Origin of the sequence: Corynebacterium mendelii (assembly GCF_017307055.1) — a bacterium.
GTDB classification, from domain to species: domain Bacteria; phylum Actinomycetota; class Actinomycetes; order Mycobacteriales; family Mycobacteriaceae; genus Corynebacterium; species Corynebacterium mendelii.
This window is the reverse complement of sequence record NZ_JAFLEQ010000003.1, coordinates 129,937-146,650: the sequence shown is the minus strand read 5'-3', so window position 1 is coordinate 146,650 and position 16,714 is coordinate 129,937. Positions and strand designations below refer to the sequence as shown.

Genomic DNA, 16,714 nt, shown 5'->3' with positions numbered 1-16,714 from the left:
GGCGCAACTTAAGCCATTCCGGTGCCGCCACCCCGCCTCCCCGGGGGTCTCCACCGGGTGTGCAGGGCTTATAGGTTTTATCACCATTCGGGGGTGGCCTCCCCCTATCCTGTGGGGGCTGGCGGTCAGTGCCGTTTCTGGCATACCGGGCAAAAGCTGCTGCCACGTCCGCCGACCACCGCGTGGGCCAGGGGTGTGCCGCACCGTAGACAGGGCTGCCCGGCCCGGCCGTAGGCGGTCAGGGAGCGGTCGAAATAGCCGGAGGAGCCGTTGACGTTGACGTAGAGATCATCGAAGCTGGTACCTCCCTGGGCGATGGCCGCCCCCATGACCGTTGCCGCCGATTGCAGCAGGCGTTCCAGGCGGGCCAGCGACAGCCGGTGGGCCGCCTGCTGCGGGTGGATGCCGGCGGCAAACAGCATCTCGTCGGCGTAGATGTTGCCGATACCGGAGACGATCTCCTGGTTGAGTAGCAGGGGTTTGATGGCGCTGCGGCGCTGTTTGAGTTTCTCCGCCACCGTCCGGGGCGAAAAACACTCCTCCATCGGGTCCGGGGCGATGTGGCTGATCATCGAGGGGATCAGCCGCCCGTCAGCCGGGATGAGGGTGTCGGTGTGCCAGTAGCCGAAGGTCCGTTGGTCGACAAACCACACCTGCCTGGCCTGCCCTGCACCGCCCGGCGCAGTCACAGTCATCCGCGCCCGCAGATGTGTCATGCCGGGGTCGGCCCGGTCCTCGGCTTGGCTGCGCGGTGGTTTGATCAGCATCTGCCCGCTCATGCCCAGGTGCACGACCAGGGCGCCGGAACCGTCGAGAACAAGCCACATGAATTTGCCGCGGCGTTCAACCGCGGTGATGGTTGTGTGGTCGATCGATTGGCTGATCGCCGCGGCACCGCCCGGGGTGCGGCGGGCGGTGCGGTGGTGGATGATCTCAGGGTGGGAGATGGTGCAGCCGGTGATGTGCTCGGCCAGTCCCCTTCTGATGGTTTCAACCTCGGGAAGCTCGGGCATGCCTGCCAGCATGGCATGCCGGGACCATCACCCGCCACTGACGGCGGTGTTCCCACGTGGGGGCAATGCACCTGTTCCCGGTGGCACTGCCCGGTGATAGGTCAGTGCCCGGCTTCGATGAATGCCTGGTGGGCTTCCACCAGGGCCTGGTTGGCCGAGCCGTCCGAGAGCACCGCATGCGCCTGCTGGGCTGCCTGCTGTTCAGCGGTTTTTTTGTTCGCTCCCACCCCGATGCCCAGTTTGATGCCGAGGATCGACACCGAGGCGGTGAAGGTGCGGTCGTGGTCGGGACCGGTCGAGGAGGCCTCGTAGACCGGCATCGGGTATTTGCGTTCCGCGGCGCGTTCCTGCAGGGAGGTTTTCCAGTCGGTGTTTCTGGAGGTGGAGGATGCTTTGGCGAGTTTTTCGCCGAACAGCCGCAAAATCACCTCCCGGGCGGTGTGGAAACCGTGCCTGCGGTAGATCGCGCCGAGGATCGCCTCGGTGGTGTCGGCGAGAATGGAATCTTTTTCCAGTCCCCCGGTCAGTATTTCCCCGCGGCCGAGCAGAATGTGCGGACCCAGCCCGATTTCGCGGGCGATGTCAGCCAGCCCGTAGCGGGAGACGATCGAGGCCCGCATTTTCGAGATATCCGATTCGGCTTTGTCCGGATAGGTGTCATACAGCGCGGCGGCCACCGACAGGCCCAGCACCGCGTCGCCCAAAAATTCCAGCCGCTCATTGTTGGGCAGGTTGCCGTTTTCGTTGGCGAAACTGCGGTGGGTCAATGCCAGCCGCAGCAGATCGTCGGGAAGCTCAACGCCGAGGTGCTGTCTGAGAGCGCTGTGGTCGACGGCACTGTAGGCCTGCTCCAGCGCCGCCTGGCCGGTCAGCCGCTGTTTTTTCCTGCTCACCTGAATTTCTCCAGTCCGGCCCACCGGGGATCCGGCAGATCATTGTCTTTGTCACCGCTGATTCCGTCGGCGACGGGGGCGGCCTGGGGGGAGTTGTCGCACTGCTGCCCGAAGTCGGCGCACACCGGGGAAAAGGGAAGCTCCAGCACGACGGTGTCAATGACGGACTGTTCCATGTCCACCGACTCGTCGACAATGAGTTTTTCCTCCGGATCAGTCTCGTCATCATCGTCAGCGGCTTGTTCACCGCCGATGGTGATGGTGCCGGGTTCGGTGAACACCTCATTGACGTCGAAGGATTTTTCGGCGTTGATCGGCGCCAGACACCGGCAGCATTGTCCGGTCATGGGTGCACTGACGGTGGCATCGACCATCACCGCCCCACCCAACGGGGTCAGTGTCGCTTCCACCGTGACCGCAGCCCCCTGTTCGACGGCAACCATGGCACCGCCGATACGGGTCGGGGCCGACCCGTGGTGGGTGCGGTGGACGGTCTCGGCATGCGAGGTCAGAAGCCCCTGGACATCAAAAACAAATGGTGAACTCATATCAACGGACAATCCTAGCCCTGCGGCAGCAAAAGGGCACGCCGGACCACCGGTCAGGCCGGCGGCCGGCGGTTAGGGCCACGCCGGGGGCCGTGTTCCGCCGGCGTGGCTGCTGCACCGGCTAACGCATCGATCGGGCGTGGCCTCAAGCCACCAGCAGGTGGGGTGTTTAGCGGCGGTCGCCGTCGCGGTCGCGGCGCGCCCGGTTTAAGGGGCGTTCGGTAAACTCGCTGTCGGCCGAGTAGCGCCTGCCGAACTCGCGGCCGCTCCTGTCGGCGGTGCGGCCGTAGCTTTCCCCGGATGCCCCGGCGCCGCGCCGCAGCGCGGAGCGGTCGCGGGTGACAATCCGCAGTGTGGCCGAGAGGGTTTCTTCGAATTCGGCCAGTTTCGAGTCGACGAATTCGTCGCACTGGCTGCGCAGGGACTCGGATTCGGCGTGGGCTTTGTCGACAATGCGGCGGGCTTCTTCGTTGGCGCGCTGCACAACCTCTGATTCAGAAACCAGGCGCTGCTGTTCGTTCAGGCCTTCCTCGACACTGCGCTCATAGGCGGCATTGCCCTTGCTGATCAGGCGTTCGGATTCTTCCGTGGCCCGGGCCACCATGTCATCGGCACGGCTTTGCGCCCCGACAACAATCCGGTCGGCCTCTTCTTTGGCCTCGTTGATCATGGTGGTCGCCGACAGGTTGGCTTCCTCGCTGATGGCATCGGCGTCCCGGCGGGCATCATCAACCAGCTGGGTGGCTTCGGCGGTGGCATCGGCCACCATGCGGTCAGCTTCCGCGGTGGCGGCATCCAGGATGTCCTCCTGCTTGTCGAGCACATCCTGCGCGTCGTCGAGTTCCTTGGGGATTTCGGTGCGGATGCGGTCCAGCAGGGCAAGGGTGTCATCCCTTTTGACAAGACAGTTCTGGCCGACCGGCATGCCGACCGCTCCCTCAACATTGTTGATCAGCTCGTCCAGTGCGGTGAAAACGTTGTACATCGTCATGGGTTCAAATCTATAAGGCCGGGACAACCCAACCCGGTAGGCCACACCGGCACAGGCGGCAAACTTCTTGTCCCGCCACCCCCTTCCGGTTCACCCGCACCGGGGCGGCTGGGCCGGAAGGCGGGAACAGACACAACAACACCACCTGCCGTCCGGCCGCGGGTAACAGGCGGTGCCGGAACAGCAAGTGGTGTTGTCGGTTGTTTTTCGGCTCATCCGGTCTGTCAAAACCCGCCGTCCGCACCGGGGCAGCCGCCCCGGTGCCGACAGTCAGCCGGTAACCGGGTGCGGTTAGACGACACCCTGGGCCAGCATGGCGTCGGCGACCTTTTTGAAGCCGGCGATGTTGGCGCCGATGACATAGTCACCCTCGTGGCCGTATTCCTTGGCGGTGTTGGCGCAGACCTTGAAGATGTTGGACATGATCTCGTGCAGACGCTTGTCGGTGTATTCGAAGGTCCAGGAGTCACGGCAGGCGTTTTGCTGCATCTCCAGTGCGGAGGTGGCCACACCACCGGCATTGGCGGCTTTACCGGGTCCGAAGTGGATGCCGCGCTCGCGGTAGACCTCAACGGCGTCGGCGGTGGAGGGCATGTTCGCACCTTCGGCAACGTACTTGCAGCCGTTGTCGGCGAGCTTGGTGGCATGTTCGCCGTTGAGCTCGTTCTGGGTGGCCGAGGGAAGGGCGATATCGCAGGGCAGGTCCCAAATCGAGCCGTCGGTGTGCAGGGTGGCACCCTCGACTTCGTCGACGTAGGCCGACACACGCTCGCGGCGGACTTCCTTGATGTCCTTGAGCTTGGCGACATCGACACCGCCCGGGGTTTCAACCCATGCGGAGGAGTCGGAGAAGGCGATCACGGTGCCGCCGAGTTCCTGCACCTTTTCAATGGCGTAGATGGCGACGTTGCCGGAACCGGAGACGATGACCTTCTTGCCGGTGAAGTCCTCACCGTGGGCGGCCAGCATTTCCTTGGTGAAGTACACCAGGCCGTAGCCGGTGGCTTCGGTGCGCACCAGCGAGCCGCCCCAGGTCAGGCCCTTGCCGGTGAGAACACCGGACTCGTGCTGGTTGGCCAGGCGCTTGTACTGGCCGAACAGGTAGCCGATCTCGCGGCCGCCGACGCCGATGTCACCGGCGGGCACGTCGCGGTACTCGCCGATGTGGCGGTGCAGCTCAGTCATGAACGACTGGCAGAAACGCATGATCTCCAGATCCGACTTGCCCTTGGGGTCGAAGTCGGAGCCGCCCTTGCCGCCGCCGATGGGCAGACCGGTCAGGGAGTTTTTGAAAATCTGCTCAAAGCCGAGGAACTTGATGATGCCGATGTTGACCGACGGGTGGAAGCGCAGGCCGCCCTTGTACGGGCCGAGCGCCGAGTTGAACTGGACGCGGAAGCCACGCTGGATGTGGACGACACCGTTGTCGTCGGTCCACGGCACGCGGAAAATGAGCTGGCGCTCCGGCTCACAGAGGCGTTCAATCAGGGCGTTATTGGTGTAGTGCGGATCCTTTTCGAGGATGATCTTCAGCGAATCGAGGACCTCGGCGACGGCCTGGTGGAACTCGTTCTCACCGGGGTTGCGCTTCAAAACGGTCTCGTAGTACTGGTTGACCTGCTCTTCAACAGACATGCAATCAATTTCCTTCTCGGGAATGCCTCCCGCGCGGGCTGTGCGGGCTTGGTGCCCGCCACCGGCGGTGTGGCGTTAAATGTGTGTGCGGACGTTCTCCGGCACCGTGACGGATGATCCGTCGGATGTCCGGGACAATCCCCACCGGCCCTGGGGTCTGGTCGACCGTGGGTGGTGGAGTTGTTGCTTCCGCTGCGGGAGCCGCGGATGGCTCCCGGGTGGTTGTGGCCGCCGTGCCGGATGCGGTTTCCGTATCCGTCGGCGGTGTACTGACCAGTGTCGGGACTCAATACCTATCACGCAACTTAAATTACTGTGGCATAAATCACAGGCGTGGGAATAAACCGGCCGTATCTGAGTTTCAGCAGGTTAACCACTATGGCCGAGTGGGCCGCAGCCGTCCCGGGAAATCTGTCCACACATCTGATTTGCCCCCGAAGTCCCCCCATTGACCAATTACGCAACAGGTATCTGGTCGCGTCAATAACTGTCGGGGAATAGGTCATGTCGATGTGTCCGATCGTCTCCCGCGGACACAGGTCGGTGATCACCAGTGACCGGGTTTTCGGGCCGTGCACCGGCTGGGTGGCCTGGTCGGGGATGTATTCGTCGTAGCGGGACTGGATGGTGACATAGGCCGGACCGGGGACAGTTTCACCGGGGCTGTTCACACGGGCCAGCAGCGGGGAGCCGGGAACCAGCTCAACCAGTGCCGGGTTGACGAGTTTTCCCCGCAGCGGCGGATAGACGTGTTCGATTGCTTTGGCCAGCGGCAGTAATCCGGCCAGCCCCCACAGGGTTGCGCCCCTGGTCGGGGAGGCCAGCAGCACCACCGTGTCGGTGGTCGCACCCCGGTCAATGGTGTTGACCCACATCCGGGCCAGCACCGCCCCCTGGGAATAACCCACCAGGGACACTGTGTCCGCCCCGCTGGTGGTGGTGGCGGCATTGATCAGCCGATCAAGTTCCCGCAGACTCTCCTCAAGGGGCTGGTGGCCGAAGCCGTCGGCCGGATCATCGGCCAGCCCCAGATCGGCGCCGAACACGCACCAGCCGTCATCGACCAGTGCCGTGGCCAGCGCCGAGTAGTCGGTGTAGACCGATCCGCCGGTGCCGTGGACGACAATCACCGCCGACGGCCGGTCGGCTGTCACCCGGCAGGCCGGGTCATTGACCCCGGCGGGAACCAGCGCCCGGCCGGGATCACCGTGGCGCAGATAGGCCAGTGCATCCGGGCCGCTGGGCTGGGCGGGTGCGGCTACGCCATTGGAGAGCACCTTTCCGCTTCCCGCCCCCCTGCCGGTGGCCACACCTGCAGGCAGGTCACCGGCGCTGCGGGCGGAGGGATCATTTTCCACCGGCGCGGAATCTGCCGCAGCGGCAGGTGGTGCCATCACCTGTCCCACGGCAGGTGGCTGGCAGGTGGCGGCCAAAAGCATCATCGCGGCTGCCGCCGGAAACACTCTGCGGGAAAACCATTTCCCGACAATTCCACACCCGGGCTTCACACCACCGGAATATAGCCGACGGGCCGGGACACCAGCACCCCCGCGCCTGTCCCCCACACACCGCTGCGGCGCCAACCACCCGCCACCCGGTGGCGCTGGCGGCCGGAAGGCGCGGCGGATTCTCTAGACTTGGGGTCTGTTGCCGGATACCGGATTGACGGGTGTCCGCCGCTGTTTTTTTTCACAGCCCCCGATCTTGAAACCCGCACCGCCCAACCCAGGAGGGTCTTTCCCATGGCGCACGCCGCTCAGCCCACGTTTGTCATCGCCCCCGACCGTTTCGCCGCCGTGTCCACCCACCGGGCCGGTGAGGCCCTGGCCGAGGGGGTCGACAAAGTGTATCCGGAAGCGAAAGTGACCGTGATCCCCATGGCGGCGGGTTGCGCCGGGACCGCCGGGTGTTTTTCCGGGGAACCCGTCACCGTGCAGACCACCACCGCCGCCGGCACCCTCACCGAGGCCGCCTATGTCTACGATGACGGGGCTTCCTCCGGTTTTCCGCAGGCGTTCATCGATGTTGCCGCGGCCAACGGCACCGCCGGAGTGGATACCGCCGAGACCTGTTTGACCGGTGACACCTACGGCACCGGGGTGCTGATTGCCGATGCGGTCAGCCGCGGCGCCCGGCGGATCACCATCTCCACCGGCGGGGCGGCCACCCTGGACGGCGGAACAGGTATCGCCACCGCCCTGGGCGCGGTACCGGTCGACCGGAAAGGAGCGAGCCTGGATCCGGGGGCCATCCATCTGGCCGAGATTGACCGTTTCGATGTCACCCAGCTCAACGCCGGTGCCGCCGGAGTCGAGTTCATGCTGCTCACCGACGATCAGCTGCCGCTGTGCGGCGATGATGGTGCGGCGGTGCGTCTGGGCGGGGCACTCGGGGCCACCGCACACCAGCAGCGCGAAATCGATGCGGGCCTGAAACAACTGGCGAGGGTGTGCGGGGTTGACCCCTCCGCCGCCGCAACCGGTGCCGGCGGCGGCATCGCGGTGTCACTGACCTGGCTGTCGGAGCTGGTGCACGGCCAGCCGCGGGTTCATTCCGGCAAAGCCGCCTGGGTGGTGGCTGCGGCCACCGGCCTGAAAGAACACATCGCAGACGCCGATATGGTGATCACCGCCGAGCACACCGTCGGCATGGACAGTTTCACCCACGGGGTCACCGGCGCGGTGGCCGGCCTGGCCCGCGGCGCCGGGGTGCCGGTGACTGTCGCCGCGGCCCACACATCCATTGACCTTCCCGGCGGGCTGTATCCGGTCACGGTCGCCGACACCGGCAACCCGGATGATCTCCGCAGCCGGCTGGTTGAAGCCGGTGCCGCCGCCGCCCGGCACTACCGGGACACACACTGATGAACGCCGGCCAGTGACAGCGACGGACCGTGCCACCGGCTGCGGGAAGGGCAAACATCCGGGAAATGATCACGGGCGGACGCTGACGGTCCACGGGTAGCGGGCGGGAAGCTCGAAATCTGTTTCCCGCTCGAGGCTGACCACATCGCGGGGAAGATCAGCCACCGGGGTGAGGATATGGGAGAGCACCATGGCCAGCTCATTGACCGAGCCGTTGACCTTGTCGGCGGTGACCACACAGCGGTAGACCGCCAGATCATCGGGCCGGTCGCCGTCATGGTCGGCCCGGTAGACCCGGCGCAGTTGGTCGACGACTCCACTGTCGGGGTGCGGGTGAAGATCAACGACTGCCGCAAGCCCCCGCGTTTTGCCCCTGTCGTTGAGAGCCTGCGCCGCCCGGGTGAAACGGTCGCGGACTGATTCGACCTCGGCCGGTGGAACAAGCATCGTGAACTCTATGGTCGCCATGCGCGACACAGTAGCCGGAATTCGCCCGCCACACCACCCCCGCCCCACCCGCACCCGGGGTACAGCCACCGGATGACACTGCCCGTTCATGTCCGGTATCGCCCCAGGACCCCAGACCGAGGCACCCCTTTTCACGGGCACCGGCAGCCCGCCCGGCGTGGTCAGCCCACCACCTGTTGCCGCCGGTGGGATCCGGAAGCCACAGACCGGGTGCGGGTGCCGCCGACGGCAGCCGCCGGAGACAACCACGGGAGCTTTACGGGACCTTTTTGGCGATGACGGCACACGGGCACATACCATTAGCAGCCATGAACTCACCTTTGCACACGCAACCGCATCCCCTGCACGAGATGGCCGACGGGACGATCAAACAGATCAACCCGTTCTCCGGAACGGAAGTCTGGACCGTGCCGGGCCGCGGCAACCGCCCCCTGTCGAACCCGGCCGCCAATCCGCAGCCTTTGAGCGAAAAAGACCACACCTCCTACTGCGCGTTCTGTTCGGACAATCTGCTGGCCACTCCCCCGGAAAAATCCCGCATGGTGCGCACCCCGGCCGGGGACTGGGAGATTCTTCCCGGTGTTCTGCCCGGTGAACTGAACGACACCACAGCCCAGTTCCGCCGGGTGCCGAACCTGTTCGAAATCGTCTCCTACGACTACTGGCGGGCCAACTACGGCTTCGAGATGGATGCCGAAACCTCCCAGCGGATGGCCACCTACCTTGACGATGACGCCGGCCGGGAACATGTGAAAAAGATCGTCGCCACCAGGCTGAAAGCCGCGGGCACCCCGGCGGACACGATCGCGGCCATGAGTGAGGCGGAGCTTCTGGAACGGGCCGGCGGCTATTTTGCCGGCGGACACGATGTCATCATCGGCCGCCGCCACTTCACCGACGGCGCCACACTCGACAACCAGCTGGCGTCGTCGGGCACCCTGACCCCGGATGAGCATGCCGCCCTGATCCGCTTCACCGTCGACTCCATGGCCGACCTGTACTACCGAAACCGCTACACACCGTATGTGGCGGTCTTCCAGAACTGGCTGAAACCCGCCGGCGCTTCCTTCGATCACCTGCACAAGCAGCTGGTGGCCATCGACGAGCGCGGGGTGACGGCCGACCAGGAAATCGACCGGTTGCGCAAAAACCCCAACATGTACAACGAGTGGGGGGTCAACTATGCGCACTACCACAACCTGATCATCGCCGAGAACGACCATGCCGTGGTCTTCGCCGGCATCGGCCACCGCTACCCGGCGCTGGAGGTGTACTCGAAATCAGCCACCGCCGAACCCTGGGAGCAGGACCGGGAAGAAATCGACGCCATGAGTGATCTGGTGCACGCCTGCCATGCCGCCGCGGGACCTGATGTGTCCTGCAACGAGGAATGGCACCACAAGCCGGTGGATCTTGATATGCCCATGCCGTGGCGCATCATCGTCAAGTGGAGGATTTCCACTCTGGCCGGTTTCGAGGGCGGCACCAAGATCTATCTCAACACGCTGTCCCCCTACAATGTGCGCGACCGCATTGTCGCCGCCATGTACCGGCTGCGGGATGAAGGGGCGATCAGCAAGGACATCCGGATCGCCACCGAATGCCAGCTTTCGCGCAACCCGCTGCTCTACAACCCGATGCTGGCCTTCAACAACCGGGTCTAACACGGTCGAAAAAAGCCACCCCACCGACTTATCCCCGCACCCCCTCCGGCGGTACACCTTGTACCGCCGGGGGGCGTGTTTTTTAGCGTTCCCCCCGTCTTCTCGTTGCCGCGGATTTGCTCTTTTTTCTCTTCCCGCCCCAGATCGTTTGGTCCTTCGGCCACAAATCTGGCCGAGGCAGACCAACCGGGCGCGTGACCGCAAAAAAGAGGGGTGTGGTTTTTACCGGTGCGGTGTGCCGGGCAGGGACAGGACAACTCCGGCCAGTAGGGCGCAGAACCCGATAATCCCCACCACAGCGGCGGTGCCGCCAAATACTGCTGCCGGGCTGCTCCCGGCGGTACTGGTGGCAGCCGGTATCTCCGCGGGGCGTACCGGCGGGCGGGAAGGGTTCCCGCAGTCCCGGTCGGCGGTGGCTTCAAGGGTCATGACCGGGCCGATCAGCGAATGCACCGAGGCAAACCTGTCCGGGGTACCCATCAGGGTGCCGCTGGTCATTGCCGTAAGGCTCGCCACTGTCACCGTGGACCGGTTGCTGGCCGCGGTGCTGAACGGTTCTGCCGGCTGGCCGGTGGCAATGGTGACACCGGTGGTGTCCCGCCTGTGTCCGGTGGCGGCCACCTGCCCCACCAGGCTGAGCTGTGCGCCGTCGACATGCACAACCAGATGATCGATAACCTGCTTTCGCTCGTCCGGCGCACCCTGTGGCGGCAGCCCGCCCGGCATATCACCCAACCGGTAGGCGGTGATGGTGCCGTCCAGCGGAAAAACTGCCGCATCGGTGGCAGTGGTCTTCGCGCCCTCACCAATGGTGAACCGCCACAGCGGCGGTGTGGGTGCAGCACCCGGGTCGAAAGGCGGCAGCCTCGGATCCGGGGCCACCGGCACCGCGTGGTAGCCGATGGTGACTTCACCGGTGTAGCCGACCACACAGTTATCTGCCGTGTTCCCGATTGGTCCCGTCGACCCGGTGGACTCTGCTGTGGCGGGGGTGATCTTGCCAATAGCACAAGACACAGGGCAGCCGCGGTCAGCACCGGCAGTAGCCGATGGGACCGGTCTGTGTCGGGCTACAACCGGAAGGCGGCAAGCGGGCCTCGTTAAGGTGCGAGTGCTCCGGCGAGCGCAGCCAGAAGGCCTGTACCTGCGGCCAGTACCGCAACAACAGCCAGTGGGGATACTGCTGCGGCCCGGCGGGATGAACCGCTTGCCTGATCACCGGTGCCGCCGGTTGTGTCCCTGTCTGTGCTGCCGGGGTGGTCACCGGTGTTACCGGTGCCGTTGCTGCAGGTTCCGGTGGTCAGTGTGAGGGTGAGGTAGCGGGCTTTGTTGTAGCCTTTGCTGTCCCCGTCAGGTGCTTGCCAGGACACCGGTTTCACCAGGTAGGTCACCGTCTGTTCGGGGTGATCGCCGGTGAAAACGGGGGCGGGGCCGTCTTTTTTTATCTCCCCCACGGCAAACCGTGTCTGGGTGGTGGAGTACCAGTGGTGGCCCGGCCCGTTCTGGAAATGGTGGTCGCCGAACATCGCCAGTGTGCCGCCGTCGATGTGCACGGTCACATTGTCGATGTAGTTGCCGATATCGTCGTGCAGCCGGATTTTGCCCTGTGCCGGATGATCGGCGGTGGCCTGCCGGTGCCTGAGCACAGCCTGTGTGGTCGATTCCACCCGGGTTGCTGCCGGATCAATGACCATCCGCTCCACCGCAGGGCCGGGGGCCGGTCGGCCGGCCCTACCCGGTGGTGACCCATGGTGTGCGGCCGTATCCGGGGTGGCTTTGTCCAGTGGCTGTGGAATGGAAAACCAGCCCGCATCAGAGGTGTAGTGGATGGCGGTGCCGCCGGCCACGCTCACACAGGGCGTGACCGGGGCAGGTTCGGCCGATACTGCCGCAGGCGACAGGGCGCCCAGCACCGCGGCTGTCACGGCCGCCACGGCCAGTAGCCGGCTGCGGCGGGATGGCCGGTTGTTTGTTTGCACTACTGCCCCCAATTGTGGCCGGGTGCTGCCGGAGCATTCCCGGCAGCACACTTCACTGTCACCGGCGAGTATGCCCCACCCACGCCCCACAATGTAGAGCTTCCGCTGTCTCAGGCCACCCCCGGCTATCCCACTGCCGGCCGGGCGGCACGGGCCGGAATCACCACCACCACCGCGGCAACGGCGACAGCTGTCACGGTTGCCGCAACCACACTGGCCACCAGAACACCTGTGGAAAACGCCTGGTCGGCGGCGGCTGCTGCCGCTGGTGACTCAGCCAGCCGGTGTGCTGTGGTCACCGATTCGCGGGCGGCTTCCGGCAGCAGCCCGGTTGCGTCAACCCCCATCCGGTAGACGGCGGCCACCACCGAACCCAGGATCGCGATGCCGAAAGCCCCACCCATTTCGTATCCGGTCTCCGACAGGGAGGCTGCTGCGGCTGCTTTGCCTTTCGGCGCGGTGGAGACAATGAAATAGTTGGTCACCGGATCAACGATCCCGCCGCCGATACTGGTGACCATCAACCCTATGGCCACCACCAGGGCGGTGTGCCCGGAGGCGGCAAACAGTCCCGCCCCGCAGGCGGCAAAGATGAGACATCCCAGGCAGGTGACGGTCATGCCGACCAGAATGAGGGTGCGGGGCCGGTATCTGGTCATCACTTTCCCGGTCGTCAAATTTCCGATCACCGCACACAACAGCCCCGGCGCCATGTGCAGGGCCGCGGATTCCGGCCCCAGCCCCAACACCACCTGCAGATACTGGCTGATGTAGAACAGCACACCCAGATAGATGAACATCTGCACGAAGTTGACGGCTATCACCGTCGACAGCGCCCGGTTGTGAAAAAGCTTCAGATCAATGAGCGGATGTTTCACCCGCAGCAGATGCCGCCTGGCGAGCCACCCTGCGGCCACCGCCACCACAGCGCAGGCCAACCCGGCAGGCGACAGGCCGTGGACGGTGAGACTTTTGACCGCGTACACCATGGAAAACAGCATCACCGCCGTGAGCACCGCGCCCGGCAGATCGAAACGTTCGGCCCGGTCAACCGGTGCTTCGGGAACCAGGACAGACACACCGACGGCAATGATCGCGCACAGCGGGACATTGATGAAAAACACACTCCCCCAATGGAAATGCTCCAGCAGTGCCCCGCCGATGATCGGGCCTGCCGCGGCACCGACCGCATAGACGGCAATCCACACCGACACCGCGAAAGATTTCTCTTTCTCGTCGTCGAACAGTTCCCCGATCAGGCTCAACGTGGCGGGCATGAGCATCGAGCCCGCCACCCCCTGGGCGGCCCGCCACACAATCAGCCACCCGGCGGTGGGCGCCAGCCCCGCCAGCACCGAGACGACCGCAAACACCATGGCCCCGGCGAGCAGTATTTTTTTCGGCCCCACCCGGTCCGACAGTGTCCCGGAGGTCACCAGAAAAGCGGCCACGCAAAAAGCATAGACGTCAACGATCCACAGCAGCTGGGTGGCGGTGGGGTCAAGATCACCGGTGATCGCCGGGACCGCCAGGTTGAGTACTGTCGCATCGACGGCCAGGACCGCCACGCCGACACTGAGCACCGCCAGCCCCCACCACCGGTGCGGCAGCGGCCGGGAGAGATCTGTCGTTGTCACAGAATGCGCCACGGTGTCCTTCCACCCCATCTCACTTGCCGCCGGTGGTGCGGTGCGGCTGAAAACTTTTTCTTTTCCCGCCCCCGCTCACACACTACCGCCGCGGATGCCCGACCGTCTGCACCGCTTGCGGATAAAAGCACCTGCCCGATCCCGCGGCGTCACCGGCATCCGGTTGGTGACGGGCGGAACAAGGGCAGTCACCACATCCCCCGGGGTTGTTCTTTCTCCCCCGCGGCACCCGACACGGCAGGCGCGCATCCGCGCCGCCGTCACCCAGGCGGTCACAGACACTGCCTTCGGGTGGTGCCAGCGGGAAACCTCGACATCCACCGCCGCCTGCAGAGCATGGGGGCCGGGGCTGCGGGGAAGGTAGTGGGTTGCTGCGGGTTTGCCGGCCCCGGCCCCTGCGGCGGGACGCGGCTGGTTTTAGGTGAGGAATTCGTATTCCGGGGTGCCGGGTTTGAGCTGCTGGCAGGAAATACGGGAGCTGTTCATCCGCTCGAGAAGACCGGGCAGGTCGGCGGCAGTGCCCAGCTGCAGGCCCACCAGTGCGGTTCCGGTTTCCCGGTTGTTGCGTTTGAGGTACTCGAACAGGGTGATGTCGTCGTTGGGGCCGAGGATTTTCTCCAGGAACATCCGCAACTGTCCGGGTTCCTGCGGGAAGTTGACCAAAAAGTAGTGTTTCAGCCCCCGGTGCACCAGGGAGCGTTCCATGATCTCGGCGTAGCGCAGCACATCGTTATTTCCCCCGGAGACAACGCACACCACAGTCTGCCCCGGTTTCGGGGTGCATTCGACCAAACCCGTCACCGACAGCGCCCCAGCGGGTTCGGCGATAATGCCCTCGTTTTGGTACAGGCCCAGCATTTCGGTGCACACCGCCCCTTCGGAGACGGTCATCATGTGCAGCCGACCACGGTTGGCGTCGATGATCCGGTAGGGAACCTCACCGATGCGTTTGACCGCCGCCCCGTCGACGAAGGGATCAACATTGTCCAGGGTGACAGGCCCATCGGCTTCCAACGCCGCCGTCATGGAGGCAGCACCGGCCGGTTCCACCCCGTAGACCGCGCAGCGCGGTGCCATATCCGCCAGATAACTGGTGATGCCGCTGATCAGCCCGCCGCCACCGACCGGCACATAGATGGCCCCGGCTGATTTTCCGATACTGGTCAGCTGGGCGAGTATTTCCGCGGCCACGGTTCCCTGGCCGATGACAGTGTCACGGGCATCGAAGGGTTCGACCACCGTGGCCCCGGTCTTGTCGGCATCGGCTTTCGCCGCAGCAGACGCCTCATCGAAGTTTCTTCCCGTCACCACCAGTTCCACTTTGTCCCCGCCGTGGACCCGGATGCGGTCGAGTTTCTGTTTCGGCGTCTGGTCGGGCACATAGATACGGCCCTCAATCCCCAGGGTGCGGCACACGTAGGCCACTCCCTGGGCGTGGTTGCCGGCGGAGGCCGCCACAATGCCCGCGGCCCGCTGGCTGTCGCTCAACTGGGCGACATTGTTGTAGGCACCGCGGATCTTGTAGGAGCGCACATCCTGCAGGTCTTCCCTTTTCAAGTAGACCTCCGCGCCGGTGGCCTCCGACAGCCGGGGGCAGTACTGCAGCGGTGTGGGCGCAATCACCGACGAAATCCGTGCTTGTGCGGCCTGAATATCGGCCGCGCGCACGGGGGGGAATACGGGCGTGGTCGCAGTGCTGGATTCCATGGACCAAAAGTGTAGACCGGCGGCGCTGTTGTTTTCACACCGCCACCGCACTGTGGACGGCACCACCACCGGCCGGCGGATTATTTTTTGCGGTGTCTGTCCGGTGCCTGTCTGGCCAACCGGACCCGCCGTAGGGTAGCTTCACCCGAAAAGACACACGACGCCTTTGGAAGGGAAACCGAAACCATGATCACGCAACGCACCGCAACCCGCCGCATCGCAGGGCTGCTGACCGCCGCATCGCTGGCTGTTGCAGGCACAGTCTGTCCGGCGGTGGCCACCGCCACCACCCAGCCGCCGGCCGCCACCGCCGACAACGCCACCACCAACAGTGACGGCTCATCGAATAACACCGCCGCCGACGGGGTGACCTCGGCGACCAAAGTTGTCGGCGGTGTCACCGTCGGCATGATCGCCACAGTGCTGGGTATTGCCGCCATTGCCGCCGCACTGGTGCACACCGTCCCCGGCCTGCCGCAGCAGCTGGGGGCCATGTTCGGCCCCGCTTTCCAGGGCAAGTAGAACCTTTTCCCTGCCGGCCAGAGGGGAAAGGGGCAACAACCACGCCGGGTGGGCTGTGTATTGAAAACACCTCACCCGGCGCGAGGACGGCTGTGATCGGCTACCGGGCAGACCACAGCACATGCGGCGGCCGGTTGGTGGCATTGGCCGGAACATCGGCCACCGTGATGTCTTTTTTCGCACCGCCACACCTGCGGCAGTCGGCTTGTCGGTGCCCGGCGGCGGAAGAAGCGGCCCTCACCCCGTGTCATGCTGATCCCCGGCCGGCGGCATTCCCGGGTGGGATCGACACGGTTTGTCTTGGCTGCTTGCCCGAAACCCGGTGCCGTTTTTGCTGGGCACCGGATCAGTGGAACCGGGCACACCACCCACTGAAGACCTGGGGCCGCAATGCTTCTGCGGCACCGGTGGCGCACGCCGTGCCAGGGCCGCCCGGCGCGTCACCGGTGGCAACGGCTGTAGTTGACAGCGCACAACCATGGCACGGACAGTCCGGGTTGGGGGGACAGACCTCATCTTCGTGTGGGTTTTTCGGGTCAACCGACACCATGGTCTGCAACCGGGGTGCCGGGAGATTGCCCGTACCCGGTCCCATGCCGCCCCTGGATGGCGGAGACCACTGCCGGAGATCACCCCGCCGGATGCGGCAAACAGCCAGGCAGGCCAACCCCTGAGACCTGTGCGTGTGTAGTCACTCTTTTTGTGACGATCCCCTCTCCAGGCTGCCCGCCCCTGTGACGGGTCATGCTGCCGCAGGCCGCAGGCATGCCCTACCCCATCG

General features: G+C 65.1%; 14 protein-coding genes. 3 read left to right on the top strand and 11 right to left on the bottom strand.

The features are described from left to right. Window positions 1-125: 125 nt before the first annotated feature. From mutM to JZY06_RS00635, 6 genes are all read right to left on the bottom strand, one after another. On the bottom strand, window positions 126-1,013 hold the full coding sequence (mutM, locus tag JZY06_RS00660; protein ID WP_207117553.1) for a bifunctional DNA-formamidopyrimidine glycosylase/DNA-(apurinic or apyrimidinic site) lyase: 888 nt from the start codon (window positions 1,011-1,013) through the stop codon (window positions 126-128). Window positions 1,014-1,114: 101 nt separating this feature from the next. After that, window positions 1,115-1,906 (bottom strand): ribonuclease III, encoded by a 792-nt coding sequence (gene rnc, locus JZY06_RS00655; RefSeq protein ID WP_207117552.1) that lies wholly within the window; start codon window positions 1,904-1,906, stop codon window positions 1,115-1,117. Beyond that, window positions 1,903-2,454: a YceD family protein gene (locus tag JZY06_RS00650; RefSeq protein WP_207117551.1), complete on the bottom strand. Its 552-nt coding sequence runs from the start codon at window positions 2,452-2,454 to the stop codon at window positions 1,903-1,905. Before JZY06_RS00650 ends, rnc begins: the two co-directional genes overlap by 4 nt. Before the next feature lie 169 nt (window positions 2,455-2,623). Continuing rightward, complete coding sequence (locus JZY06_RS00645; RefSeq protein ID WP_207117550.1) at window positions 2,624-3,445, bottom strand: DivIVA domain-containing protein; 822 nt, start codon at window positions 3,443-3,445, stop codon at window positions 2,624-2,626. Window positions 3,446-3,736: 291 nt separating this feature from the next. After that, complete coding sequence (gdhA, locus tag JZY06_RS00640) at window positions 3,737-5,080, bottom strand: NADP-specific glutamate dehydrogenase (RefSeq protein WP_207117549.1); 1,344 nt, start codon at window positions 5,078-5,080, stop codon at window positions 3,737-3,739. Between the two features lie 305 nt (window positions 5,081-5,385). Then, on the bottom strand, window positions 5,386-6,474 hold the full coding sequence (locus JZY06_RS00635) for an esterase/lipase family protein (RefSeq protein ID WP_207117548.1): 1,089 nt from the start codon (window positions 6,472-6,474) through the stop codon (window positions 5,386-5,388). Window positions 6,475-6,822: 348 nt separating this feature from the next. Between JZY06_RS00635 and JZY06_RS00630 the strand changes: the two genes are divergently transcribed. Next, window positions 6,823-7,944 (top strand): glycerate kinase, encoded by a 1,122-nt coding sequence (locus JZY06_RS00630; protein ID WP_207117547.1) that lies wholly within the window; start codon window positions 6,823-6,825, stop codon window positions 7,942-7,944. Between the two features lie 69 nt (window positions 7,945-8,013). Here JZY06_RS00630 and JZY06_RS00625 read toward each other — a convergent pair whose 3' ends face one another. Then, window positions 8,014-8,412, bottom strand: a complete 399-nt coding sequence (locus tag JZY06_RS00625; RefSeq protein WP_207117546.1) for a hypothetical protein — start codon at window positions 8,410-8,412, stop codon at window positions 8,014-8,016. A gap of 308 nt (window positions 8,413-8,720) precedes the next feature. Here JZY06_RS00625 and JZY06_RS00620 point away from each other — a divergent pair, with 308 nt between their 5' ends. Further along, window positions 8,721-10,076, top strand: a complete 1,356-nt coding sequence (locus tag JZY06_RS00620) for a DUF4921 family protein (RefSeq protein WP_207117545.1) — start codon at window positions 8,721-8,723, stop codon at window positions 10,074-10,076. A 222-nt stretch (window positions 10,077-10,298) separates the two neighbouring features. Here JZY06_RS00620 and JZY06_RS00615 read toward each other — a convergent pair whose 3' ends face one another. From JZY06_RS00615 to ilvA, 4 genes are all read right to left on the bottom strand, one after another. Then, window positions 10,299-11,093: a hypothetical protein gene (locus JZY06_RS00615; RefSeq protein ID WP_207117544.1), complete on the bottom strand. Its 795-nt coding sequence runs from the start codon at window positions 11,091-11,093 to the stop codon at window positions 10,299-10,301. 83 nt (window positions 11,094-11,176) lie between these two features. Next, window positions 11,177-12,010, bottom strand: coding sequence for a hypothetical protein (locus JZY06_RS00610; protein WP_207117543.1), 834 nt, complete (start codon window positions 12,008-12,010; stop codon window positions 11,177-11,179). A 170-nt stretch (window positions 12,011-12,180) separates the two neighbouring features. After that, on the bottom strand, window positions 12,181-13,692 hold the full coding sequence (locus JZY06_RS00605) for an MFS transporter (RefSeq protein WP_207117542.1): 1,512 nt from the start codon (window positions 13,690-13,692) through the stop codon (window positions 12,181-12,183). Between the two features lie 429 nt (window positions 13,693-14,121). Continuing rightward, window positions 14,122-15,411 (bottom strand): threonine ammonia-lyase IlvA, encoded by a 1,290-nt coding sequence (gene ilvA / locus JZY06_RS00600; protein WP_207117541.1) that lies wholly within the window; start codon window positions 15,409-15,411, stop codon window positions 14,122-14,124. A 186-nt stretch (window positions 15,412-15,597) separates the two neighbouring features. Between ilvA and JZY06_RS00595 the strand changes: the two genes are divergently transcribed. After that, window positions 15,598-15,933: a hypothetical protein gene (locus tag JZY06_RS00595; RefSeq protein ID WP_207117540.1), complete on the top strand. Its 336-nt coding sequence runs from the start codon at window positions 15,598-15,600 to the stop codon at window positions 15,931-15,933. The last annotated feature ends 781 nt before the right edge of the window (window positions 15,934-16,714 follow it).